Raw genomic sequence first — 26,007 nt, 5'->3', positions numbered from 1 at the left:
GTACGGAGGAGGCCACCGCAGCCTGATCACACATCAACCGATCCACAACTCTTGACAACTGCTCATGTTCCCTGACAGCACTGGCACCGCACCACTCCCACAAACGGCACCGCACCCCGAAGGGAGCGATCAGCACATGACCAGGCCTGAGAGCGCGGGATACGAGTACGACGTCGTCATCAGCGGAGCCGGCCTCGCCGGCAGCGCCGCGGCGGTCTTGCTCGCTCGACGCGGCGTCCGCGTCGCACTGTTGGAACGCCGCTCGGACCCCGAAGCGTACAAGGTGCTTTGCACCCACTCCATCACGGCCAATGCCTACCCGGTGCTGGACGAACTCGGCCTGATACCCGCTCTCGAAAAGGCGGGAGCCGTCCGCAACGAGGCACGTTGGTACACCCGATGGGGATGGATCGAGCCCAGGGCGGCACCGGCGGGCCCCGAGCTGCCGTACGCGTACAACATTCGGCGCAGCACCCTCGACCCGTTGATCAGGTCCCACGCGGCAAAGACTCCTGGCGTCGATCTGCTCCTCGGTCATCATGTGACCGGGCTGGTCCGGGAAGCCGGGCGAACCTCGGGGGTGCGCGCGTCGACACCACAGGGCGAGCGCGAGATCCGGGCCCGCCTGGTGGTCGGAGCCGACGGCAAGGACTCGGCCGTAGCGGAATTCGCCGGGGTGCCTGCTCGGCTGTACGAGAACGCGCGGTTCGGCTATCTCGCGCACTTCCGTAACCTTCCGCTGCACGGCGGAATCGGTCACACATGGTTCCTCGAGCCCGACATGGCGTACGCGTTTCCCAACGATGACGGGGTGACGGTCCTCGCAGTGCTCCCGGACAAGAAACGGCTGCCGGCATTCCGGGAAGACCTGGAGGGCAGTTTCTTCGAATTCGTCCGCGCCCTGCCCGAGGCACCGCCCATCGACTCCGCCGAGCGCATCACGAAGATCACCGGCACTGTCAACTACCCGCTTCACAGCCGCAAGCCGACCGCACCGAGCGTCGCGCTCATCGGCGACGCCGCCCTGACCGGCGACCCCCTGTGGGGAGTGGGATGCGGGTGGGCTCTGCAGTCCGCGCAATGGCTGGCAGAGGCGGTCGCCTCGGCCGCAACCGGTCGGGGAGACCTCGACAGGTCGCTCGCGGTGTACGCGCGCAGACACCGGCGGCGGCTGAGCGGTCACCAACGCCTGGCCGTCGACTTCGCCAAGTCCCGTCCGTTCAATCCCGGGGAGCGGCTGATGTTCTCGGCGGCAGCGCGCGATGAATCGCTGGCGCGGCACATGCATCTGTTTGCATCCCGCCTGATCGGTCCGCTGCGTTTCTTGAACCCCGTGGCGCTGGCCAAGGCCTCGGCCGTCAATATCAGGCATCGCGGGGCGACTGTGCCAGCCGCGCACCTGTCACACACAGGGTCGTGACCGACTCCTGGCACGTCCGTTGAGGATCCCATTGAGCTGCGCGGCCGGGCGGTGCAGGTGGCCACGGAGGTGCGGCCACCGAGCCTCCGTAAAAACCTGTTGGCGGACCACGGCGACCACTGCTACTTTTCCGGAGGCCGTGCGAGAGAACGAGGAGGTGGTACCCGTGAACGCAGTATCGACATGGGTGCTCCCCTCCGGGGTCACGGTCGGGCGATAGGTCGTCCGGGAGCGCCGTCTCTGAGCACTCCCGAAAGGCATGACCATGCAATTCACTTCCGAACAGCGCCTCGACGACGGCGTCCTCGAACGCGAATTCACCCTCGGCGAGATCCCCGGCACCCTGTGGACGCCTGAATCCGCCGCACCGGCCCCGCTGATCCTGATGGCCCACAACAACGGCCTGCCCAAGGGGGAAGCCCGGCTGGTGGCCCGGGCCCGGCTGTCCGCGGCGTACGGGTACGCGGTGGCCACCATCGACGCCCCCGGGTGCGGTGACCGGCCCCGTTCCGCCGCCGCCGACCAGGCCCGCGCCGACCTCCGCCGGGCGATGCAGGCCGGCGAGCCGGTCGACGAGATCTTCGAGTCCCTCGTCGGCCCGCTGGTCGAAAAGGCGGTCCCGGAATGGCGGACCACCTTGGACGCCCTCCTTTCGCTGCCCGAGATCGGCGGCCCGGTCGGGTACTCGGGGTGGACCGCCGTCGGCATCCGCCTTGCGGTGGTCGAGCCGCGCATCGCGGCCGCCGGTCTCTTCGCCGGGGGTTACGTGCCTCGCGCCCAGCGAGAGGAGGCCCGGCAGGTCACCATTCCGCTGCTGTTCCTGCTGCAGTGGGACGACGAGGGGAACCCCCGGCAGCGGGCCCTGGACCTGTTCGACGCCTTCGGCACCAAGGAGAAGACGTTGCACGCCAATCTGGGCGGGCACCTCGGTACCCCGTGGTTCGAGAGGGAAGACGGGGACCGGTTCTTCGGCCGGCACCTGAAGTGAGGCCGGGCCGCCTGGCCGGCAGCAGACGCTAGGCGGTGTCGGCCAGGATGCCGCCATCGAGGACAGGCCCCCGGCCCTCCTCGATGGCGGTGTCCGGCAGATGCACGACCGCCCCGACCGGGCGGTACCGGCCGGTCGGGGCGGCGCTCGGCCACCATCCGTACATCGTCCACTGGACGCGGTGACGAGGCGTACGTCCAGCGGTCGGACTTCCCCTCCGCCGGCGCAAGCGCTTGTTGCAGTTGGCTGGATCATCCCCCCGCCCCGATCGCGTCGTCCCGCGCGAGGACCGGCCGCCACGCCCGCGAAATCTTCGGCGAACATACGTCCGACCATGGCGAACGCGCCTGTGCGGCAGCAGGAAAAGGACCCGAGTCCATCCGGACCTCACCCGGCGCCCGTCGGGATTTCCGTTGGCCTGAACATCCCTGCCGACTCAAGCCATGGCGCACTAGACTTGGAACGATTGATCACGGGGAGGTCGCAGTTGCTGCATGTCGCTTTAGTGAACATGCCGTTTGCCGACTGGAATCGTCCGTCATTCGCCCTGGGACAGCTGTCGACTCTTGTTCACCGGGAGTTCGGCGACCGGGCGCAAGCGCGCGTGTGCTATCTCAATCAGGACATGGCCGAGTTCTTCGGGACGCGTCTGTACGAGGCCCTCTCGGCGAGTCACGATCATGTGGACACAGGGATCGGGGACTGGCTGTTCCGGCACATCGCCTTTCCCGGCGAGGCCGACACCGACACCGAGTACTTCCAGCGCTATTACCGGGGTGCCCGGTGGGCCGATTTCCGTGAGCAGATCCTGTCGGCGCGGGACGGACTACGGGAGTTCTGCGAGGAACTGATCGACCGCTACCGGCTTGACGAGGCCGACATCGTGGGGTTCAGCTCGATGTTCGCCCAGCATGTGCCGAGTATCGCCCTGGCGCGGCTGATCAAGGAGCGCCGCCCGCGTACGCTCGTCGTGCTCGGCGGGGCGAACTGCGAGGCGCCCATGGGCTCGGTGGTCGCCGAGCATGTGCCGGCCGTCGACTTCGTCTTCTCCGGGCCCGCGCTGAACACGTTCGCCGAGTTCGTGCGGTGCGTGCTCGACGACGACTTGGAGCGCGCCGACACCGTTCCGGGAATCCTTTCCGATCGGAACTGCCGAGACCCGCGCTTCCGCAAGGCCATCGGCGCGGAACGCGATATCGACGACTTCTTCCTGCCCGACTACGATAGTTTCTTCGCGGCGCTGGAGGGCCATCCGGAACTGCGGCGCACGGGGACCAGTAAACCGATGCTGTTCTTCGAGACGTCCCGCGGCTGCTGGTGGGGGCAGCGTTCGCACTGCACCTTCTGCGGGCTGAACGGCGAAAGCATGGCTTTTCGGTCCATGGCTCCGGACCTGGCCGTCCGGCAGTTCGAGTGGCTATTCGGCTTCGCGCCCGCCTACACCTCGCTCTTCTGCACGGACAATGTCATGCCACGCAATTACTCGCGCGAGGTCTTCCCACGGCTCGACCCGCCGCCGGGGGCCGAGATCTTTTACGAGGTCAAGCTTCCGCTGAGCCGTCAGGACCTGCGCGCCATGACGGACGCGGGCGTCACCGTCGTCCAGCCCGGCATCGAGGCGCTGTCCTCCTCGACGCTCAAACTGATGGGCAAGGGCACGACGGCGTTCCAGAACCTGCAGTTCCTCAAGAACTGCGAGGAGTTCGGGATCAAGCCCGAGTGGAACCTGCTGATCGGCTTCCCGGGCGAGGATCCGGAGGTCTACCGGAAGTACGCCGAGGAGCTGCGCGACTTCGTCCATTTGATGCCGCCGCACGGCGTGTACATGGTGCGCTTCGACCGTTTCAGTCCCTACTTCAAGCGGAGCGACGAGTTCGGGCTCGTCCTGAAGCCAGTGGACTACTACTCCCTCACGTATCCCTTCGACGAGTCGGCGCTGGCCGATCTCGCGTACTTCTTCGCCGACCAGAACCTGGCGCCGTACATGCTCAACGCGGTCGAGTGGCACGACGAGTTGAGCCGGATGGTCACCCAGTGGCGTGCGGCCTGGTACGGGGAGGGCGGAGCCGTCCGTCGTGAGCTGCGGCTCGTCGTCGGCGGCGACGGCCGGCTCACCGTCCGGGACTCCCGCTCCGGGGCTCTCCGGGTGCATCCGGTCGACGCGGCTACGGGGCTGCTGCTGCGCCGGCTGTCCTCGCCGGCCAAGCCCGAGCAATTGGCCCGTGACTGGCCGGAGGGGCCGGACGACCTGCGGCGGCGCCTGGACGTGCTCACCGAGCAGCGGTTCCTCTTCGCGGAGAACGGCCGGGTGATGAGCCTGGTGCTGACCGGAGCGGACGGCGAGATCGAGGAGCCCGCCGGGGAGGAGCCCGCCATGGTCGCCGCCGGGCGGCTGTTGCCGCTGTTGCCGAAGGCGCCGCGATGACGGTCGAGAGTGCCCCGATGCTCCCGCTGGTCGTCGAGGGGCCCGGCAAGTCGGCCGTCGAACGGCTGCGCGCCGGGCGGGAGGAACTCCGGGTCGTGCTGCGCGAACGCGGTGCGCTGCTGCTGCGCGGCTTCGACGTGGGGGGCGCCGACGGCTTCGCGGATATCGTCCGCGCGCTCTCCGGCGAGCCGCTGCCGTACACCGAGCGTTCCTCCCCGCGGAGCGTGATCAAGGGGAACGTCTATACGTCCACCGACTACCCGCCCGGTGAAGAGATCTTCCTGCACAACGAGAACTCGTATCAGGCGAGTTGGCCGCTGACGCTGTACTTCCACTGTGTGCGCCCGCCGCTCACCCGGGGTGCCACCCCGCTGGCCGACACCCGCCGGGTGCTGGCCACCGTCGACGACGACGTGTGCCGGGAGTTCGTCCGGCGTGGCTGGACGGTCGTGCGCAATTACGGCGACCTGGTCGGTCTGCCGTGGCAGGAGGTGTTCGCCACCGCGGACCGCGCGGAGGTCGAGCGGTACTGCGGGGAGCGGGGCATCGAGGCGCAGTGGCTACCCGGCGGCGGGCTGCGCACCCGGGCGGTACGGGATGCCGTGCACCGGCATCCGGTGACCGGAGAGTCGGTGTGGTTCAACCACGTGACGGTCTTTCACGTCACCACGCTGCCGGAGTCGGTCCGGCTCGGGCTGCTGGAGATGCTGGGCGAGGAGAACCTCCCCAGCCAGACCTACTACGGCGACGGCGGGCCGATTCCGGACGACGTCATGGACCATCTCCGGGCCTGCTACCGAGCCGCGGCGACCCGCTTCGACTACCGTGCGGACGACGTCCTGGTGATCGACAACATGCTGGTATCGCACGGCCGCGAGCCGTTCACCGGGCCCCGCCGGATCGCGGTCGCCATGGCGGAGCCGTACACCCCCGACCGCAAGCCCTAGGACGGAAGACCTCTCGCATGTTCGCGCGTTCGCTCTGGTCCAATCGGGACTTCTCCGTCTTCTGGGCGGTCCAGGCGCTGTCCGAGGTCGGCAACGCCTTCTCGCTGGTGGCGCTTCCGCTGCTGGTGCTGCACACCACCGGGTCGGCGGCGCAGATGGGGTTGCTCACGGCCGTCGCGGGCGCCACCTCGCTGCTCACCGGTCTGGTGGGGGGTGCTTGGGCCGACCGCTTCGACCGGCGGCGTCTGCTGATGCTGTGCGATGCCGCCCGGCTGGTGCTGTACGGCGCGATCCCGGTCTGCTGGGCCCTGAGCCCGCAGATCTGGCTGCTGTACGTGGTCATGGCGCTGGCCTCGGTCTTCGAGATGCTGTTCAAGATCACATATGTCACCGCCGTGGCGAACCTCGTCGACAAGGAGCAGATCGTCGCGGCGAACGGCCGGCTGGAGGCGACGAACGCGATCGCGTACATCGTCGGCCCGGCCCTGGCCGGTGTGGTGGCCGGGTTCTTCGGGCCGACGGCCGCCGTCGCCATCAACGCCGGCAGCTTCGGGATCTCCCTCGTGGGTCTGGCGTTCATCAGGCTCAGGCCCACCGCGCGGCCGTCAGCCGACGAGGCCGGGAGCAAGGCGGACCGGGCGCAGGACCTGCGCTCCGGCTTCCGGGTCGGCGCCGCGTTTTTGTGGCGTACGCCGGTGCTGCGGGCGCTCACCGTGCTGCTGACCGTCACCACATTCCTCAGCCTGGGCATGACCGACGTGTTCATCTACCACCTGCGGCACGGTCTGGGGCAGGACGAACGCACGGTGGGCTACGTCCTCGCGCTGGCCGGGCTCGGCACCTGTGTGGCCGCCGCCGCGACCGCCGGGCTGCGCCGCTCCTGGGGGTTCGGCCGCTGCTGGCTCGGTTCGATGAGTCTGTGCTCGGTGTCGGTACTGGTGCTGGGCGGCACCGGGCAGGTGCCCGTGGCGGCCGTGACGATCTGTCTGTACTCCTTCGGCATGGCGCTGGCGGGCATCTGCTCGATGTCCCTGCGGCAAGAGGTCACGCCGGACCATCTGCTCGGCCGGGTCACCTCCGCGTTCTGGACGATCCACGGCAGCCTCGCGCCTCTCGGCGCGGCCCTGCTCACCGCCTTGGTCGGCCGGCTGGGGACACGAGGGCCGCTGACCGCGGTGGCCGTCGTCTTCCTGGCGGTGGTCGTGGTCGCCGCCTTCACTCCCATCAGACAGCGCCACCCGGAGCAGACCGCTGTACAGCCCCCGCAAACGCCGCCCACCGACGCGCCGGCACCACGAGAGGAGAGCTACGGGGATGACACCGAAGCCCGACGATGACGACCGGCTGTACAAGGTCGTCGTCAACCACGAGGAGCAGTACTCCATCTGGCCTGCCGGCCGGGACAACCCGGCCGGGTGGTCGGACGCGGGCAGGACCGGCCCCAAGGCCGACTGCCTCGCTCATATCGAGGACGTGTGGACCGACATGCGTCCGCTGAGTCTGCGCCGTCGCCTGCGGGCGAGTGAACAGGACGGAGCGTTGGCGGAGGGCGCCGACCCGGCGGGCTGACTCCCGGCCCGTCACCGCACCCGCCGTACCGCGAACCAGGGAAGGCCACCGTGCACGACGACCCGGAAATACGACCGACGGCCCGCTCGGCGGCGCCCCGGCTGCCGCTCTCCCACAGCCAGGAAAGATTCTGGTACCTGGAGCGGATCGCCGTCGGTGCCCCCGTCCACCATGTGTCCGCCGCCACCCTCGTCGAGGGCCCACTGGACGCCGGCCGGCTCGCGTCCGCGCTGCGGGGCTGTGTCTCCCGCCACGAGCTGCTCCGCAGTACCTTCGACGACCGCGGTGACGGGCCACGCCGTACCGTCCGTGCCACGGCCGAGGTGCCGCTGCGGCGACTGGACCTCGGGGGAGGAACCGCGCCGGGGCCGGACGTCCGAGGCGGATCCGTGCCCGAGGTGGCGTTGCACGGTGTGCTCGCCGAGGAGAGCGCCCGGCCCTTCGCCCTCGACCGCGGGCCCGCGCTGCGCGCCACCCTGGTGCGCACCGGCGAGGAGCGGCACGTGCTGCTGCTCACGGCTCACCGCATCGTCGCCGACCGGGCCTCGCTCACCGTGCTGGAGCGTGAACTTGCCCGCCATTACGCGGCGTTGAGCGCGGGCTCGGCGCAGCTCCCGCCCTCGTGCGCGGACGGGGCGGCGCTGGAGCGTGAGGGTCTGGACGAGGGGCTGTCGTACTGGAAGCGGCGGTTGGAGGCGCTCCCGCCGCTCGACCTGCCGCTCGACCGGACCCGGCCGAGGACGCCGACCCACCGGGCGACGGTCCGCAGGCTGCTCCTCGACGCCCGGCACGCCGAGGCCCTACGGCTGCTCGCCCGCGAGGAGGACGTACCCGTGTGGGCGGTGCCGGCGGCCGCCTTCGCCGTGCTGCTGGCACGCTGGACGGGCCGGAGCGACGTGGTGTTCGGCACCCCCGTGGACCGTCGCCCGCCGGCGTCCGAGCGGACGGCGTTCGGGCCGTACGAGGATCTGCTCGTGCTGCGGGCCGATCTGACGGGCCGCCCTTCCTTACGGGAAGCGGTCCGTCGCGTGGCGCGCACCCGGGACGAGGCGGAGCGGCACGCCGGAGTCCCCTTCGGGCGGCTCGTCCAACTCTGCGGTCAGGAGCGGGACGTGAGCCGCCATCCGCTCTGCCAGGCGGTCTTCGCCGTGACCGGCGCGCGGCGTACGGGCTTCACCGTGGCGGGGTTCACCACGTCCGCGCTCACCCTGGACGACGCGACGGTCCCCTACGACCTGCAGTGCACGGTGATCGATGACGGTGACGACGGGCGGGGCGGCCTCGGGGCCGAGTTGCGCCTCGCGTCCGACCTCTGGCTGCCGGAATCGGCCGACCGCATGGCGACCGCCTTCCGCACGCTGCTCACCGCCCTCGCCGAGAATCCCGACCGGCGGATCGGGGACGTCCCGGTGCTGTCACCCGAGGACCGGGCCCGGATCGACGCCTGGAACGCAACCGGCCGTCCGCTGCCCGAACCGGCCACCGTGGACGGCCTGTTCGATGCGTGGGCGGACCGCGCCCCACACGCTCTCGCCCTCACCGACCGCACCGGAACCTGGACGTACGCGCAGCTGAGGGAGCGGGCCGGCCGAGTCGGACGGACCCTGATCGCGGCCGGGGTCGCCCAGGACTCCGTCGTCGCCCTGCACATGCGACGCTCCGCCGACCTGGTCACGGGCATGCTCGGGGTGCTCCTGGCCGGCGGCGCGCCCCTCGTCCTCGACCCCGGCCACCCCGAGGAACGACTGCGGTTCATGGCCGACGACGCCGAGATCTCGGCCGTCCTCAGCCGCGCCGAACCCCCCGCCTGGCTGCACGGCCTGGGCGTGCCCGTGCTGGGACTCACCGAGGCGGAACACGACAGCGCCGAGACGGTCGCCTCCGAACGGCAGTCTGCGACACCCGACTGGGAACACGACACGCCTGCGGCAGACTCCCCGCCCGCCCAGGCGACCGCAACCGGTCCGGAGCACGTCAGCCATGACCCCGTCGGCCCGCTTCCGCGGTCCCGTTCCCACCCCGTCGGGCTGGCCGCCGTGGTGCACACCTCCGGGTCCACCGGGCGGCCCAAGGCTGTCGGTATACCCCATCGGGCCGTCGTGCGGCTGATCACCGCGACCGACTACGTGTCCATCGGCCCCGGCGACGTCCTGTTGCACCTCGGCGACCCGGCCTTCGACATCACCGCCTTCGAGGTGTGGGGGGCGCTGTGCAACGGCGCACGGGTGGATGTGCTGCCCGGCGACGAACCTCTCGGGCCCGACGAGGTGCTGGCCGCGATGCGTGAGCTGCGGCCCACGATCGTCGCCCTCACCGGCACGCTCTTCAACCGGGTGGCGGACATCGACTCGAGGGCCTTCGGCGGACTGCGCCATCTCTTTGTCGTCGGAGAGGTCATGGACCCCCGTCGCACGCGTGCGGTGCTGCGCGGCGGCGCGCCGCCCGCGCACCTGCACAACGGTTACGGCCCGAGCGAGAACGCGACGTTCTCCACGACCCACCTGGCGGACCGGCTGCCCGAGGACGCCCCGAGCGTGCCCATCGGCTCCGCCCTCACCAACACCACGCTGCACGTGCTGGACCAAGAGCTGGGCCCCGTGCCGATCGGGGTGGCCGGCGAGTTGTACGTCGGAGGGCTGGGGGTCGCCCGGGGGTATCTGGGCCGCCCGGGCCACACCGCGGAGCGCTTCCTGCCGGATCCGTTCGCCTCCCGGGCGGGTGCGGTGATGTACCGCACCGGCGACCTGGTGCGGAGGCTCCCGGACGGGGCGCTGGACTTTCTCGGCAGGGTCGACCAGCAGGTGAAGATCCGCGGCTACCGCATCGAGCCGGGGGAGGTCGAGGCAGCCCTGCTGGCCCGCGGCGATGTGCGCGAATGCGTCGTGCGGGCGGTCGACGTCGCCGGGGACCGGCGGCTCGTCGCCTATGTCGTCCCTGCGCCGGGGCGTCGGCCGACCCCGTCGGAGCTGCTGGGCCGGCTGCGGGACCGGCTGCCGTCGCACATGGTGCCCGGCCATGTCGTTCCGCTCGATGCGCTGCCCACGACGCCCAGCGGGAAGATCGACGGACGGTCGCTGCCCGGCATCGCCGAGGATGCGGCCGACCCGACGGACGCGGACACGGTGGCGCCGAGGACGGCGACGGAGCGTGCGCTGTGGGAGATCTGGGCGGATGCCCTGCGGGTGCGGTCCTTCGGGGTGTACGACAGCTTCTTCCTCATCGGCGGTCACTCGCTGCTGGCCTCGGTGGTGCGCGCCTCGGTCCGCGAACGGCTCGGCGTGGCCCTGCCGTTGCGGACCCTGTTCGATGTGCCGACCCTGGCCGGCCTCGCCGTCGAGGTCGAGCGGGCCGCCGATGAGGCGGCGGCTGCAGGAGCGTCCGCGGGAGCGGACGACGACTCGGAACAACTCGACGGCCTGGTGGCCGAACTGGGGCGGCTCGCCGAGTCCCGGCGTGCCGAGGGATGAGCGGGGGGAGCCGCATGACGCGTACCACGAAGACGGCCGACGGGATCGACGCGGACCTGTGGGGCAGGATCGAACGCCTCCCTGCCGGGCGGCGGGCCCTGCTGCGCCAGCGTCTGTGGGAGAAGGGTGTCCCGACCGGGCTGCCCGCCCTGGACGACGACGGCGAGGCCCCCGCGTCCTTCACCCAGCGGCGGATGGCGTTCCTGTCCGGGCTGGATCCGGACAGCCCGGCTTACCACAGTCCTGTCGTGCACCGCCTCACCGGACCGCTGGACGACACCGCCCTCGAAGCCGCCCTGAACGACCTGCTGCGCCATCATGCGGTCCTGCGCACCGTCCTGCCGGCCCGGGAGGGCCGTACCGTGCAGCGGGTCCTGCCGCACCGGCATCGGGGGCTGCCCGTCGTCGACCTGACCGCGCTGCCCGGCCAGGACCGGCAGGCGGAGGCCGAGCGGCTCGCCCGTGCGGACGCCGAGGTGAGGTTCGACCTGGCCGAGGGACCGCTGGTGCGGTTCCTGCTGCTGCGCCTCGCCGCCGAAGACGCGGTCCTGGTGCTCACCTTCCACCACGCGGTCGTCGACGGCTGGTCGCTGGGCGTCCTCCTGAGCGACCTGGGCACCGCGTACGGGGCGCGCCTCGACGGGCGGGCGCCAGAGCCGCCGGCCCACACGGTGCAGTACGCCGAGTACGCGCGCTGGCAGCACGAGTGGGCCGAAGGCGCCGAAGCCGCCGGCCAGCTGGACTACTGGGAGCGCCGACTGGCCGGCGCCCCGGATCCGATGCCGCTGCCTGCCGACCGTCCCCGGCCCAAGGCTCCCGAGGGGCGCGCCGGGTCCACAGTGTTCACGGTTCCCGCGTCCGTGACCGACGAGTTGCGCAAGGTGTCGGCGCGCACGGGCGGCACCCTGTTCATGGTGCTGCTCGCCGCGTTCCAGATCGTGCTCGCCCGGTACGGCGGCCACGACGACGTGGTGGTCGGCACCCCTGTCGCCAACCGGCGCTACCGCGGCTTCCACGATCTGGTCGGCTTCTTCGCCAACTCGGTCCCGCTGCGCTCGCGGGTCGTACCGGAGACGACCTTCGAGGACTTCCTCGCCGAGGTCCGCACGACGTGCCTGGAGGCTTACGACAACCAGGACGTGCCCCTCGACCTGGTCGCCCGGCGACTGGACCCGGAGCGCAGCCCCGGCCGGAACCCGATCTACCATGTCAACTTCACCCTTCATAACACGCCGCAGCGTCCGGTTCGCACCCTTCCGGGCGGGATCGGTCTCACCCCGCTGGATCACCTGGACCACGATGCCGCCCGCTTCGACCTCGACCTGAACGTCTGGGAGACCGGCGCCGGACTGGAGGGCCGGCTCATCCACGCCACGGACCTGTTCGACGCGGCGACCGGTGAGCGGCTCGCCCGATCGCTGGGTGTCCTGCTCGCCGCCGTGGCCGCCGCCTCCGACACGCGGATCGGTGAACTGCCGCTGCTGACGGCCGAGGAGCGCGAGCGGGTCCTGCGCCAGGGCCACGGCGCACCTGCCACCCGCCCCGAGGACGTGCGCGTGGAACGGCTCTTCGCCGAGCGGGCGCGCACCGCCCCCGACGCGGTGGCCGTCTCGGCGCCGGGCCGCGCCGACCTGACCTTCCGGGATCTCGACCGCTGTGCCAACGGCCTCGCCCACCGGCTGCGCGGCCTCGGTGCCGGTCACGGCCGCGTGGTCGCGGTGCTGCTGCCCCGCACGCCCGAGGCGGTGGTCGCGCTGCTCGCCGTACTGAAGAGCGGAGCCGCGTACGTGGCGCTCGACCCGGCCTATCCGCAGGCCCGGCGTGAGCACATGCTGCGCGACAGCGAGGCCGTACTGCTGGTCACCGATGCACAGCAGGACGTCCCGGACACTCCGGATGTCCCGGTCGTGGCGCTGGACCCGGACCGGGTGGCCGAGGAGGCGACCGGGGCCCCGCCGGAAGGCGACGGCGGGCCCGACGACCTGATGTACCTGATGTACACCTCCGGCTCGACCGGCGGGCCCAAGGGCGCCATGCTCTCCCACCGCCAGGTCGCCAACTACCTGCTGTGGGCGGTGGAGACGTACCTGCCGCCCGAGGCGGGCGGCGCCGTCCCCGTGCATTCCTCGCTGTCCTTCGACCTGACTGTGACGAGCCTGTTCGCCCCGCTGCTGGCCGGCCGGTGCCTGCTGCTCGCCGACGACTCCGGCGCACCGGGCGAGGCCCTGCGCGCCTCGGCCGAGGCGGACACGGGCCTCGCCTTCGTCAAGCTCACCCCCTCGCACCTGAGGATGCTGGAGGGCGCCACGGCCCCCGCGCGTGCCGGGGCGTGGACCCGCACCCTGGTCGTCGGCGGCGAGGAACTGCACGAGGAGCGGCTCGCGGCCTGGCGCACGGGTTCCGGAGCGCCCCGGATCGTCAACGAGTACGGCCCGACCGAGACCGCCGTGGCCTGCGCCGCGTACGACAGCGCGCACCCGGCCGGCGGTTTCGGCCGGGTGCCGATCGGCAGGCCCGTGCACCACGCGCGGTTGTACGTGCTCGACGAGGCGATGAACCCGGTGCCTCCGGGCGCGCCCGGAGAGCTGTACGTCGGCGGTGAGGGCGTCTGCCACGGCTACTGGAACCGCCCCGGCCTGACGGCGGAGCGCTTCGTCCCCGACCCTTTCGGCGGTGAGCCGGGCGGACGTCTGTACCGGACCGGTGACCGGGTGCGCCGGACGGCCGGCGGAGACCTCGAGTACCTCGGCCGCCTCGACGACCAGGTGAAGATCCGCGGTCACCGGGTCGAGCCGCAGGAGGTGGCCGCTGAGCTGGCCCGGGATCCGGCGGTCCGGGAGGCTGCCGTGATCGCGCACGGCTCCACCCCCGAGTCCCGGCAACTGGTCGCCTTCGTCAGCCCGGACACCGCCGTCGGCGCACTGTCGGGTGCGGAGGCCGAGACGGACTGGGTGAGCCGCTGGCGGACGCTGTACGAGGACACCTACGGCTGCGCGGAGCGCCCCGCCGACCCGTCGTTGGACCTGGCCGGTTGGAACAGCAGCTACACCGGCGAGCCGATCGGGACCGACGCGATGCGCGAGTGGCTCGACGCCACGGTCGACCGCATACGCGTGCTGCGGCCGCGCCGGGCCCTGGAGATCGGCTGCGGCATCGGCCTGATCCTCGCCCGGGTCGCCCCCGACTGCGACTTCTACCAGGGCGTCGACCTGTCCGAGCGGGCCGTCGAACGGCTGCGGCACGAGGTTGCCACCGCCGTTGACACCCCCGAGCGGATCGGGCTGCGGGCCGGCCCCGCCCATCTCGCGATCCGCCCGGGCGAGACGTACGACACGGTGATCCTGAACTCCGTGGTCCAGTACTTCCCGTCCGTGGACTACTTGTTGGCGGTCCTGGAGCGGGCGATCGACGCGCTGCCCGCCGGCGGCCATGTGTTCCTCGGCGACCTGCGCAACCTCGCTCTCCTGGACGCCTTCCACGCCTCCGTCGCCGCCCACCGCGCGAAGCCGGGCACGCCCGACGCCGTCCTGCGCGCCGAGACCACCTGGGGCGTGGAGACCGAGAGCGAACTCTGCCTCGACCCCCGGCTCTTCGGCGCGCTGACCGCACGGTGGCCGCGGGTCGGCTCGGTGAGAGTCCTGCCGAAGCGGGGAATGGCCGACAACGAACTGACCCGGTACCGCTACGACGTCGTCCTCACGGTCACCGGCGAGCGCACGGCGGACGACGGCCCCGGGCCCGGGGCGCCGCGGGAGCGGGACTGGCAGGCGGAGGGCCTGGACACGGACGGGCTGGGCGCGCTGCTCGGCGCCGAGCGTCCCGACCGGCTCGTGCTGCGCGGCATCCCCAACGCCCGGCTGGCGGGGGACCTGCGGCTGCTGGCCCGGCTCTCCGGCGCGGCGCCGGACTCCGTACGGCCGGGCGCCGACCCGGAGGAGCTGTGCCGCCTGGCCGAGCGCCATGGGTACGACGCCGAACCGAGCTGGGCCGAGGGACAGCCCGACGGCTCCTACGACCTGCTGCTGCACCGCCGGGGAACGACCCCGCCGGCGCCGGCGCCGGTCGTCACCGCCACGGAACCGCACCGGCTGGCGACTGCACCGCTGTGGCGCCCCGCGGCGCTCGCCGCACTGCCCGGGATCGAGTCCCGGCTTGCCGAACGGCTGCCCGGCCCCCTGCTCCCCTCCCGGTACGTCGTGCTGCGCCGGATCCCGCTCAACGCCAACGGCAAGGTCGATCGCGCCGTGCTCGCCGACCTGCCGCTGACACCCGAGGGCGAGGACGGCATCGGGGAACCGGGGGCGCGGCCGGAGGTCGAACTCACGTCCACGCAACGGCGGATGGCCGCCATCTGGAGCGAACTGCTCGGCCGTGACGGCATCCGTGCCCAGGACGACTTCTTCGACCTCGGCGGGCACTCCCTGCTCACCTTCCGGCTCGTGTTCCGGCTGCGGGAGGAGTTCGAGGTGGAGGTGCCGATCCGCGGGCCGTTCGACGCCTCGACACTGGGCGCACTGGCCGCCCTCGTCGACGGCCTGGTCGCGGAGAAGAACCAGCCCGTGCTGCCCGCACTGGCCCCCGTCGAGCGGGACGGGACCGTACCGGCCTCCTTCGCCCAGGAACGCCTGTGGTTCCTCCACCAGATGGATCCGGACACCGCCCAGTACAATTTCCCGGTCTTCGTCCGGCTCACGGGCGAACTCGACATCGGCCTGCTGCGCCGGTCGGTGGCGGAGATCGTACGCCGGCACGAGGTGCTCAGGACCGTGATCACCGCCCGTGACGGGCAGCCGTTCCAGACCGTACTGCCCGCCGAGCCGCCCGCGCTGCCGCTCGCCGACCTGACGTCGTACCCGCCGGAGCGGAGGGAGCAGGAGGCGCGGCGGCTGGCCAAAGAGCAGTACGCCGGGCCTTTCGACCTGGCCACCGGGCCCGTACTGCGGGCCGGGCTGCTCCGGCTCGGCCCGGCGGACCACGTGCTGCTGCTGACGGCCCATCACATGACGGTGGACGGCTGGTCGGCCGCCGTCCTGCTGGACGAACTGGCCGAGCTGTACGCGGCGGACCGCGAGCAGCGCCCGCCCCGACTGGCCGAACTGCCCGTGCAGTACGCGGACTATGCGGTCTGGCAGCGCCGGCTGGCCGAGGCCGGCCACTTCGACCGTCTGGTGGAGCACTGGACGGCACGCCTGAGGGGCATCCTCGACCTGCCGGGGCTGCCCCTTGACCGGCCGCGCCCGGCGCACCCCGAGCACCGGGGCGAGAGCCTGCGCTTCCGGATCCCGGCCACGGCCGCGGACGGGATGCGCGCGCTGTGCCGGGAGGAGGACAGCACCCTGTTCATGGCGCTGCTCGCCGCGCTGTTCGCAGTGGTGAACCGGCGGACGGGGGAGACCGACCTCGTGGTGGGCTCGGACGTCGCCGGCCGCTCCGACAGCAGGACCGAACCACTGATCGGCTTCTTCGTCAACCAGATCGTGCTGCGAGCCGATCTCACCGGCGCCCCGACCTGGCGCGACCTGCTGGGCCGCACCAAGGAAGTGGCGCTGGACGCCTACGCGCACCAGGACCTGCCGTTCGAGGAGGTCGTCAAGGCCCTCAGCCCGCCCCGTACCCGCAACCAGAGCCCGCTGTTCCAGATCAAGCTGGTGCTCAACAACAACCGGCGGGCCGCCGACGCCATGGCCGGCCTGCGGCTGAGCCCGTTCCAGGTGGACCTCATCGACACCAGCCGCTTCGACGTCACCCTCGTCCTGGAGGAGGACGACGACGGGATCGCCGGGTTCCTCAACTACGACCCCGACCTCTTCGACGCGTCGACCATGGAAGAACTGCGGGAACAGTACGTCACGCTGGTCGCGGACATGGCCGCCCGGCCGGACGCCTCGATCGCCGAAGCACCCCTGCCCACGACGGAACCCACGGCCCGCTCCGCGCCGGGGCGGGCCGGGCGGCGCGGCCCCGGGGCCCTGCGAGGGATCAGGCCCACCAAGGTCGCCGTGGCCTCGGACGACGTGGTCGTGCGGGAGCCGCTGCGGGACGGAGCCGACCTGCCGCTCGTGCTGCGGCCGGCCCGCGCCGACGTCGACCCGGTGGCCTGGGCCCGCACGCACCGCACCCGGCTCGACGCCGATCTGGAACGGCACGGCGCGCTGCTGTTCCGGGGCTTCGCCGTCACCGACCCGGACGCCCTGGAACGCTTCGCCTCCGTGTTCGTCGACGACCTCTTCGGCGAGAACGGCGAGCACCCGCGCGCCGCACTCGGCGGCAACGTCTACACGCCGGTGTTCTTCCCACCGGAGGAGAAGCTGCTCTGGCACAACGAGAACTCCTTCAACGACGAGGGCCCGACCCGCATCTGGTTCTGCTGCGCCCGCCCGGCCGACTCCGGCGGCGAGACACCCGTGGTCGACAGCCGCGCCGTCCACCGCGGGCTGGACCCGGCGCTGCGCGAGGAGTTCACCGCGAAGGGGGTCATGTACGTCCGCAACTACGGCACCGGGCTCGGGCTCGACTGGCGGGACGTCTTCCGGACCGGGGACCGGGCCGAGGCCGAGGCCCGCTGCGCCCGGCAGGGACTGCGCTACGAGTGGTACGGCAACCGGCTGCGCACCACGGCCGTACGGCCCGCCGTGCTGCGCCATCCACGCACCGGCGAGTGGTCCTGGTTCAACCAGGCGCAGCACTGGCACACCGCCTGCCTCTCCACAGAAGTACGGCAGTCGCTGCTGTCCGCCATGGCCCCGGAGGAACTCCCGCGCAGCTGCCGGTTCGGCGACGGCACCGCGATACCCGACGAGGCGATGCGCGAGATCCTGCGGATCTACCAGGAGCTGGAGGTCTCCTTCCCCTGGGAGCGCGGTGACGTACTGCTGCTGGACAACATCCTTGCCGCCCATGCCCGCAACCCGTTCCGCGGCGAGCGCGAACTCCTCGTCGCCATGGGCGGCATGGTGAGGTACCGGTGACGGCGGAGACGCAGCAGGCGCGGCAGGTGGAGGGATTCCGGATGTCCTTCCAGCAACAGCGGCTGTGGGAGCTCGCCGAGCTCGGCGAGCCGTCCTGGGCACAGGTGCTCGTCACCATCGACGGCGAACTGGACACGGACCGGCTCACGTCCGCGCTGCACGACACAGTGGACCGGCACGAGATCCTCCGCTCGGTCTACCGGCGGGTGCCGGGCGCCCGCACCGCGCTGCTCGTCGTCCACGACGCGGATCGTGCAGGCCCGCGCTGGTCCCACGAGGAGCTGGGGCACCTGGACGAAACGGCGCGCCCGCACAGGATCGACGAGGAGGTCCGCGCACGGCGGGAGCTGCCCCACGGCGGGCCGGACGACCCGGTGCTGCGGGCGGCCCTCTTCGGCCTCGGCCCCCGCAGGCACGCGCTGCTGCTCACCACCACCGCCCTGGCCGCCGACGGCCACACGCTGCGGCTGCTCGTCGACGAGCTGGCCGAGCGGTACGCGGGCACACCGCCCACCGACGAAGTGCTGCAGTACAGCCAGTTCGCCGAGTGGCAGCACCAGGAGTTCGGCGAGGAACCACCGCACCCGGCACCCGGCGGCCCCGCCCCACGGCTGTCCCTGCCGCTGCGCCGGCCGACCGGCTCCGGCCGACCGGATCGCCGCACCGTCACCGCGCCCCTGCCGGAAGGCGTCACGGCCGCCGTCCACGGCTACGCGCTGCGGCGCCGCGTGCGACCGGGGGTTGTTCTGCTCGCCTGCTGGCAGACGCTGCTGGCCAGGATCGGCGGACAGCCCGACATCACCGTCGATGTGCTGCTCAGCGGCCGGGAGTTCGAGGAGACGGCCACCGTCCTCGGCCACTTCGAGCAGTGGGCCGAGATCACCGCGCGGATCGACCCCGGTCTGGTCCTCGACGCCCTCGTGGCCCGCGCGGAACGCGCCCTGTCCGACGCCGAGGAGGCCCGGCAGGACGCCCCCTCCTCCGGTGCCGCGAAGCAGGCGGGGCGCGACATCGGCTTCGTCTGCGCGGACGCCCCGGCACCGCGGTGCGCCGACGGCGTCACCTTCGCCGTGGCCTGCGAAGACGTCGAGACCGAGCCCCACGCTCTGCGGCTGGCCTGTGCCCTGGGCGCGACGGAAGGGCGCACGACCTGGCACTACGACGGCCGTCAGTTCGACGACGCCTATGTCCGGGTGATCGCCGACCAGTACGCCGCACTGCTCGCCGAATTGCTGGCCGCGCCCGCCACCCCCGTGCGCGAGGCGAGCCTCCCTCCTGCGGCCAGTGCCGCCCGGATGCGGGACCGCCTGCCGGTCCCGGCGGAAGGCCGGTGTCTGCACGACCTCGTCGAACGGCAGGCCCGACGCTCTCCGGACGCCCTCGCCGTCGTGGCCGGAACCGATCGGCTGACCTTCCGGGAACTCGACGCGCGGGCGGCCCGGTGGAGCGGAGTGCTGCGCGCCCGGGGCGTCCGCGTCGAAACCCCGGTGGCGGTGCAGGCGGCCCCCTCGGCCGCGCTGGTCGTGGCGCTGCTGGCCGTGCTCAAAGCCGGAGGCGCGTATGTGCCGCTCGACCCGCAGCTCCCGCCCCTGCGGACACGGGAACTGCTGGAACGGGCCGGATGCCGCATGCTGCTCACCGATCGGCCGGACGAGGCGGTGACGGCCGAGGGCATCGCGTGCGTCGACCTGCGCGACCTGCCGCACGCGGGTACGGACGCGGAAGCCGAATCCGGACGGCCGTGCGAGGCAGGGCCGGACAGCCTCGCGTACATCATGTTCACCTCCGGCTCCTCCGGGACGCCGAAAGGGGTGATGCTGCCCCACCGGGCCGTGTGCGACTACCTGCTGTGGAGCGCTCGGACGTACGTCGCTTCAGGCGCCGTTCACGACGACGGTGAAGACAGCGACGAGGGTGGCGACGGTGCGGACCGCCGGGGTGGTGAGGGCGGTGCGATGGCGCACTCCTCGATCGGATTCGACCTCACTGTGACGAGTCTGTTCCTGCCCTTGGTCGCCGGTCGTCCCGTTCTGCTCGACCCCGCCTGGCGGGACGCCCTCGTCCTCTCCGCGGACCTGGCCGGCCGGACCGGCCTGGACCTGCTCAAGCTGACCCCATCACACCTGAAGGTGGTCAACCAGTCCGTGGAACCGGGGGACTTGGCCGGCACCACCGGCTGCCTCGTCCTCGGCGGTGAGGCCCTCGACAGGGGCGCGGTCGACGCCTGGACCGCCCACGCCCCGGAGACGAGGATCTTCAACGAGTACGGGCCGACCGAGACCGCCGTCGGCGTGTGCGTGCACGAGGTGAGTGCCCACGACGGCCCCGGTCCCGTGCCCATCGGCCGACCCATGGACCACGCCGAGGTCCTCGTCCTGGGCGAGGACCTCACCCCCGTGCCGGTGGGCGTGCCGGGTGAGATCCACATCGGTGGCACGAGCCTCGCCCGCGGATACCTGGGCGCCCCCGCGGCCACCGCCGAACGGTTCGTACCGCACCCTTTCTCGCCGGAACCCGGCCGCCGTCTGTACCGTTCGGGCGACCTGGCCTGCATCGGTCCGGACGGCCTGATCCGGTACCTGGGGCGGGTGGACGACCAGATCAAGGTCAACGGGGTACGGGTGGAACCCGAGGAGATCCGGGCCGCGCTGCTGCGGCACCCCGCTGTGCGGGACGCAGCGGTCGTCCTGGTCGCGGACGAGGAACGCGGCGACCACCTGGCCGCCTGTGTCGTCGCCGACGACGTCCACGCCACAACGGCGCAGGCCCTGCGCGACCACCTGGCCGAGCGGCTGCCGGCCCAACTGGTGCCGGCCACGTATGCCAGGACCGAGGCGATACCCCTCACAGCGAACGGCAAGGTGGACCGGCCCGCAGTGTGCTCACTCGTCCAGGCCGACGCCACCGGGTCCCCGGTCTCGGTGGCGGGCCGGACGGGCCCGCCACCGGCCGACCCGGTGGAGGCAGCCGTGGCCCGGGTCTTCGAGGAGCTGCTCGGCGTCGCCCCCGTCGGCGCGGAAGACGACTTCTTCGAGCTCGGCGGCCACTCCCTGCTGGCCGTCCGGCTGATCGCCCGGCTCAACGAGGAGTTCCACGCCAAGCTCCCGGTTCCCGTCCTGTTCTCGGAACCGGAACCGCGTCCGGGGACGGCCCATGAGGTGAGGCGGCCCGGAAGGGCGGCCACGCCGGGGCACCTGGCTCGGCTGCTCAAGACGGGCAACGCCGTCCCGCCCGCCCTTCCTGACGACATCGTGGCGCTGCGGCCCCGGGGTGAGGGCACCCCGCTGTTCTGCGTTCATCCGGCGGGCGGCGAGGCCACCGGCTTCCGCCACCTCGCTGCTTGCCATGAGCTGCGCGGTCCGCTGTACGCCCTCCAGACATCGACGGACGGCGCCGACCACGAGGACCGGAGCGTCGAGGTGCTGGCCGCCCGCTATCTGGCGGCCGTACGCGCGGTGGCGCCGACCGGCCCGTATCTGCTGCTGGGCTGGTCGATGGGCGGGCTGGTGGCCTTCGAAATGGCCCGGCTGCTCGAACTGCGGGGTGAGCGCGCGGAAATGGTCTTCCTCGTCGAGAGCTACCTCTCCGCACAGCTCCCGGAGTTCGACGAGGACGACGACCGGGGGAAGCCGGACGCCACAGTGGGGGAGGAGGACGTGAGCGCCGCCGAGCTGCTCCGGCTGGACCTCCGACGGCGCACCAACCGCGCCCATCTGCGGGCCGCCCGGACCTACCGCCCGTCGCGGTACGCCGGCCCGGTCGCACTCGTCCAGGCCGACAAACAGAACGGGGACTTCCGGCGCGCCGCGATCCGCTCCTGGTCCCGTGCCTGTGACCCTGCCCGGCTGACCCATCACGTCCTGGAAGGAGACCACCTAACCCTGTTCGAGCCGCCGTACGTCACCGAACTCGCCCGCCTGATAGACCGGACGACGCGGTAGTCCGTGGTTCTTGTCGGCGCCGTCGCCGTGGCCATCGGCTTCCGGTCCACGGACACTACAGCCCAGGAGTGTCAGGCGACGTTCGGGCCAGGGCCCATGAGAAAGCGCAGTACCTGTCCGGTTCCAGGGGTGTACGGAGCCGAGTACAGCAGCCACCCTTGAGCGACGCCTGAGAGGCAGCCATGGGGAGGGACTCCACATGATCGTTCGCTTGAACCGTCGGCTGGGACTCATGAGTACGCTGATCGCGAGCGCTGTGCTCGCCCTGACCGGGGCAACGGCTACGGCAGCGCCGTCAACGGCGACACAAGCCGGCCCCCTGTTCAACCTACGGAACGCGGCCGACCCGAACGGGAACAAGTGCGTGGGACTGGCGAACAACGGCAGCACCGCCAACGGGACGATCCTTGTCCTGTGGGACTGCCACCTCAACTTCGATCAGTGGTGGTACAGAGGCGACGACGGGGTCTCCCTGCGCAGTAACGCCTCCGGCTATCCGCAAGGCAAATGCATAGGGCTGGCGGACAACGGCAGCGACAGAAATGGAACGCGCCTCGTTCTGTGGGACTGTCACCTCCACCCCGACCAGTGGTGGCGGATGCAGGATCTGGGTGACGGCACCTTTGCCCTCGTGTCCGCGGCAGGCCAGAACAAGTGCGTGGGACTGGCGAACAATGGCAGCACCGCCAACGGGACCCCGCTGGTCCTGTGGGACTGTCACTTCCACCCCGACCAGCGGTGGTTCACACGTTCGTAGGCCCGGTCCCTGAGGGACTACCCGTCAGCCAGTCTCCATTGAATCATGAACAACCAATATTCTTGCTAAACTTTCACCAAGAGCTGCCCGACTTGGTTGCAAGCTGCGAAGAGTTGAGGTAAAAGCGCCGACCTCTAGGGTCGGCGCTTGTTTGTGGGCAGCCCCGGATATCCAGGGCTGCCCTGACTCTCTTCGTGCTGCAGCCGCACGTCTTGCAGTCTCGCTTCCCCGAGACACGTTTCGCCAGTCCACTGGTGCAGCTCACCGTCCTGCCCTTTTCAGGGGGATGCGGGTGGCGCCAGTGGATTGGCATGCCCAATTTGAGAAGGAAGATGAGACCGGATTTCAACAGGCCGACGCGAGTGCCGCTCGTGGGCGGGCCCGTCGCAGCCGCCTTTGCAGCACGCAGTACGAGGAGAGCCCCGCGTGATGGCCTGGCCGGGCCCCGACTCCTGGAGGAAGACGGCGTGTTGGACGCCTCCGTGCGTCGGCGCAGCCGCGCGGCGATCCAGGCCGTGCCCGCGCGGGGCCGCCGCGTTGCGGCCACTTCGGTTGTGGCCTTGGCGGCGCTGATCGCACCGCTGGCTGCTGGGCCCGCTCTCGCTGCCGACGGCGGCGCGGCCCGTGCCCGTGCGCTGACCGCCGTGCGCGGCGCGGCAGGACTCGCTCCTGCCGGGCAGGGGCCGGCCCGTGACATCGACCGTGGTTTCCGCGGCGGGGCCGTCATCGATCTCGACGAGCTGGACAAGGAAGGTTTCCAGAAGCTCATCGAGGATCTGCGTTCCTACGTCGCACCCCGAATGGCGAACGGAATCCCGGCCCTTGACGCAGCGCGGGACGGAAAGTATCTGGCGCTGCCGCTCGAGACTGAGGGCAAGACCGTCACCCTGCTGCTCAATATGGACGATCTGTACCTCGAGGCCTGGGAAAGAGGGGCGGGCAACGGAAGGGAGATATTCCCCCTCGAAGCATTCCACGGCAAGTGGGAAGCGTACGCCCAGAATGTAAACAAAAGTGCGCCGCCGAACGAAAAGATAACGGTGGTGAAGACCGGACTCCCCGAGAATTACGCCAAGTTGGGAGGGCTCGGTAAGCCGGAGTACGGGAGATATCTGCTGGCCCAGACGATCCAGAATCTCCACGACTTCAAGGTCGGCGCCGGAGGGCAGTTCGTCCACGCCGACGTAGTGCGTCTGGCGGTCACGGTATCCGAAGCCACACGTTTCAAAGCCGTGGAGAAATCCCTGGCGGGCAAATGGGAAGAAGGAGCGAAGCTCTCCCAGACGTATCAGGACCTGATCAACGAGTGGAAGAACATCACACGGCAGCTCAACGAACCGGGCGACAGGATCAAGGTCACGCTCAACGGGAAGACCAACGAAGTTGAGCGGGACAAGGTCCAGAAGTGGATAGGGGTGCAGCACAGCTGTGCCATGGACGCCACCGGCGTCCGCGCCACCGCAAGAAGCGTCGACGGCCTCGAGATGCCTGCTCTCCTCAAGGGGGCCACGGCCAACCCGTGCGGTCCCTCGCCGGATGACACCGTGGACCGGGAGAAGGCGCGTTCGGAGGCGGTGGCTGCGGGCAAGCAGCTGGAGAAGCGTCTCGGGGAGCGGGCGAAGGAGCTCTGCGCTGCGTCGGGTGAGGCGGCGTGCCTGGGGAAGGTGGACTGGGAGAAGGCCCGCAAGGAGCTGAGGGCGGACGCCGAAGAGCTGGTGGGCAAGAAGCTCCTGGCGGTGGAGAACGTCAAGGACATCAAGCTCGACAAGGACTTCGCGGCGGCGCTGGGGGATGCGTCCGGCTTCTATCTGCCGTATGACAAAACACGCGAGGCGGTCTCCGGCCACACCGGGGCGGACAGCACCCACTCCGGTATCAACGCCTCGAAGTTGGCGGATACGGCAGGCAAGGCGATGTGGGTCCAGGGCATCGCCCAGGCTTTCATGGCCGACAGCAGTGACCTGGAGAAGGCTGCGGCGATCACCGCGATGATGCCCGCGGTGGGCAACCTGATGCAGCTGTCTTCTGACGCGGTCAAGCAGGACTGGACCCACCTCGGCTTCGACGCGGCCTTCGTACTGCTGGAGGGCGCCGAGTTCCTGGGCCTGGAAGCGGCCGGCCCCGCCGGGTGGGCCGTGATGGCGGTCGAGCTCATCGTGGACCAGTTCATCAACTTCGCCAAGAAGGACGCGGAGAAGGCCGCGATGCTGGACACGATGGCCACACGGTGGCACGACGGCGTCATGCACGTCGTCTCGGACACCAGCGGCAAGGGATGGATGGCCAACGGCGGCTCCCGGACGATTGTGCAGATGGCTCTGGCCATGATGCAGACGATCGAGGTCCAGCGTGCCACCGCCAAGGGGCTCGCACGCGCCATCGAAACCGCCGATGCGTCCGGGACGGTCCCGGACGGCACAGACCTGGGCACCAAGACCTGGGCAGCCGACAAGCAGTTCGCCGACGCCGACACCAAGACCGATGCTCTTGCCACGAGGTCGGTCGCCGAGATCCGCAAGGCGGTGGCCCGCGGCCTGGCGGACAAGCTGAACAAGCTCTGGGAGGACAAGGCCACCCAGCAGAAGTTCGTGACCCCGTTCGGGGAGCGGTGGGCCGAGTTGTCCTACGACGGCCACATCGACGGCCGCGCCCGCAAGGAGATGGCCTGCGAAAAGGACGACCGCGGTAACGAAGGTCCCTGGTACGACGAGCAGGCGTGCGCGATCTGGAACTTCACCCCGAAGAAGGTCGACGCCGCTGAAGTCGAAAAAGCCCTCAAGGGAATGGGCTGGATGGACCCCGGTTTCATGCCGTTCGACACCCCTGTCCGCCTGCAGACCAAGGGCCTGTACCTCACCGCCGACGTGGCGAACAAGAAGCTGACCCACACCGACAAGGTCGCCAACGACGGGACACAGGCGTTCGCCTACCACCGTGACGGGCGCCTGACCACCGGCGACGGTCAGTGGTGTGTGGAATCCGCAGGCCGGACAATCGCTGAGCCCTACGGCGCATGGGGAGACGTCACCCTGACCGCCTGCCAGAACAAGGACACGCAGAAATGGCAGCTCTCGGACGGCAACCGATTCGCCAACTACGCCAACGGAACGTTCCTCGCAATCGAGTCGGACCTCGACCCGAACGAGGACTGTGACGGCTGGGACCACGTGTGCAGCTCCTACCTACCCAAGGAGCGCGTGGTCACCAACGATGTGGACCCAGGGCGTGTGGGTCGCAGGCCGTACGAAAACTGGACAGTGCTCAAGGCCGGGTAGGTGCTGTAACCACCTCGGCCAGAGCAACAGGCCCTCGCCCGGATCGGTCCGGGCGAGGGCCTGTCAGCAACGCCCGGTAGCCCTTGGGATCATCTGTCCCTGTGCGTGGCGTCTGGGGGAGCGGGTCTTCCGGACACCGGCGTCGTGGTTGGCCGGTTCCCTTGCTGGACGGCTCTTGCGGGGCCGTTTAGCGTCCGCATACGTCACGCCTCGTTATGTGCATGCCATTGACTGGTAGTGGGGAGCTGAC

General features: G+C 70.8%; 12 protein-coding genes and 1 pseudogene. 12 read left to right on the top strand and 1 reads right to left on the bottom strand.

Annotated elements, in window-relative coordinates; translation table 11 throughout:
* Nucleotides 1-136 precede the first annotated feature (136 nt).
* The gene (locus tag DXZ73_RS02785; RefSeq protein WP_116209450.1) at nucleotides 137-1,420 is read left to right on the top strand and encodes an NAD(P)/FAD-dependent oxidoreductase; all 1,284 of its coding nucleotides are present in this window, start codon (nucleotides 137-139) and stop codon (nucleotides 1,418-1,420) included.
* 265 nt (nucleotides 1,421-1,685) lie between these two features.
* Nucleotides 1,686-2,408, top strand: a complete 723-nt coding sequence (locus DXZ73_RS02775; RefSeq protein WP_116215373.1) for a dienelactone hydrolase family protein — start codon at nucleotides 1,686-1,688, stop codon at nucleotides 2,406-2,408.
* A 28-nt stretch (nucleotides 2,409-2,436) separates the two neighbouring features.
* Here the strand turns inward: DXZ73_RS02775 and DXZ73_RS37845 are convergent, their stop codons facing one another.
* Entirely contained in the window at nucleotides 2,437-2,574 is a 138-nt protein-coding gene (locus DXZ73_RS37845) for a hypothetical protein (protein ID WP_162889990.1), read from the bottom strand.
* A gap of 291 nt (nucleotides 2,575-2,865) precedes the next feature.
* Between DXZ73_RS37845 and DXZ73_RS02770 the strand changes: the two genes are divergently transcribed.
* The 10 genes and pseudogenes from DXZ73_RS02770 (at nucleotide 2,866) to DXZ73_RS02725 (ending at nucleotide 25,757) form a co-directional block, all read left to right on the top strand.
* A complete protein-coding gene (locus tag DXZ73_RS02770) occupies nucleotides 2,866-4,833 on the top strand; it encodes a RiPP maturation radical SAM C-methyltransferase (RefSeq protein ID WP_240351106.1) in 1,968 nt (655 codons plus the stop codon).
* Entirely contained in the window at nucleotides 4,830-5,780 is a 951-nt protein-coding gene (locus DXZ73_RS02765; protein ID WP_240351104.1) for a TauD/TfdA family dioxygenase, read from the top strand. The genes DXZ73_RS02770 and DXZ73_RS02765 overlap by 4 nt, the downstream gene beginning before the upstream one ends.
* Nucleotides 5,781-5,797: 17 nt before the next feature.
* Complete coding sequence (locus tag DXZ73_RS02760; protein WP_116209447.1) at nucleotides 5,798-7,117, top strand: MFS transporter; 1,320 nt, start codon at nucleotides 5,798-5,800, stop codon at nucleotides 7,115-7,117.
* Nucleotides 7,095-7,349, top strand: a complete 255-nt coding sequence (locus DXZ73_RS02755) for an MbtH family protein (protein ID WP_116209446.1) — start codon at nucleotides 7,095-7,097, stop codon at nucleotides 7,347-7,349. Before DXZ73_RS02760 ends, DXZ73_RS02755 begins: the two co-directional genes overlap by 23 nt.
* Before the next feature lie 50 nt (nucleotides 7,350-7,399).
* On the top strand, nucleotides 7,400-10,816 hold the full coding sequence (locus DXZ73_RS02750; protein WP_116209445.1) for a non-ribosomal peptide synthetase: 3,417 nt from the start codon (nucleotides 7,400-7,402) through the stop codon (nucleotides 10,814-10,816).
* Nucleotides 10,817-10,830: 14 nt separating this feature from the next.
* A complete protein-coding gene (locus DXZ73_RS02745) occupies nucleotides 10,831-17,784 on the top strand; it encodes a non-ribosomal peptide synthetase (protein WP_162889989.1) in 6,954 nt (2,317 codons plus the stop codon).
* Nucleotides 17,781-21,725, top strand: coding sequence for a non-ribosomal peptide synthetase (locus DXZ73_RS02740; RefSeq protein WP_116209443.1), 3,945 nt, complete (start codon nucleotides 17,781-17,783; stop codon nucleotides 21,723-21,725). The genes DXZ73_RS02745 and DXZ73_RS02740 overlap by 4 nt, the downstream gene beginning before the upstream one ends.
* Nucleotides 21,726-21,812, top strand: a pseudogene (locus DXZ73_RS39120) (ABC transporter permease); the annotation flags it as partial.
* Nucleotides 21,813-21,957: 145 nt separating this feature from the next.
* Nucleotides 21,958-22,482 carry an RICIN domain-containing protein gene (locus DXZ73_RS02730; RefSeq protein WP_162889988.1) on the top strand — a complete coding sequence of 175 codons (525 nt, stop codon included), beginning with the start codon at nucleotides 21,958-21,960 and terminating at the stop codon, nucleotides 22,480-22,482.
* A gap of 470 nt (nucleotides 22,483-22,952) precedes the next feature.
* Entirely contained in the window at nucleotides 22,953-25,757 is a 2,805-nt protein-coding gene (locus DXZ73_RS02725; protein ID WP_162889987.1) for a ribosome-inactivating family protein, read from the top strand.
* Nucleotides 25,758-26,007: the final 250 nt, after the last annotated feature.

It is taken from the genome of Streptoverticillium olivoreticuli subsp. olivoreticuli (assembly GCF_003391135.1).
GTDB classification, from domain to species: Bacteria; Actinomycetota; Actinomycetes; order Streptomycetales; family Streptomycetaceae; genus Streptomyces; species Streptomyces blastmyceticus.
Note: the sequence above shows the minus strand (reverse complement) of the source record. Positions and strands in the feature narration are given on the sequence as shown.

Bases quoted from the DNA above. Each gene is read 5' to 3' on its own strand.
- DXZ73_RS02785 (WP_116209450.1), top strand. From the start codon at position 137: ATGACCAGGCCTGAGAGCGCGGGATACGAGTACGACGTCGTCATCAGC.
- DXZ73_RS37845 (WP_162889990.1), bottom strand. From the start codon at position 2,574: ATGTACGGATGGTGGCCGAGCGCCGCCCCGACCGGCCGGTACCGCCCG.
- DXZ73_RS02730 (WP_162889988.1), top strand. From the start codon at position 21,958: ATGAGTACGCTGATCGCGAGCGCTGTGCTCGCCCTGACCGGGGCAACG.
- DXZ73_RS02775 (WP_116215373.1), top strand. From the start codon at position 1,686: ATGCAATTCACTTCCGAACAGCGCCTCGACGACGGCGTCCTCGAACGC.
- DXZ73_RS02760 (WP_116209447.1), top strand. From the start codon at position 5,798: ATGTTCGCGCGTTCGCTCTGGTCCAATCGGGACTTCTCCGTCTTCTGG.
- DXZ73_RS02755 (WP_116209446.1), top strand. From the start codon at position 7,095: ATGACACCGAAGCCCGACGATGACGACCGGCTGTACAAGGTCGTCGTC.
- DXZ73_RS02765 (WP_240351104.1), top strand. From the start codon at position 4,830: ATGACGGTCGAGAGTGCCCCGATGCTCCCGCTGGTCGTCGAGGGGCCC.
- DXZ73_RS02745 (WP_162889989.1), top strand. From the start codon at position 10,831: ATGACGCGTACCACGAAGACGGCCGACGGGATCGACGCGGACCTGTGG.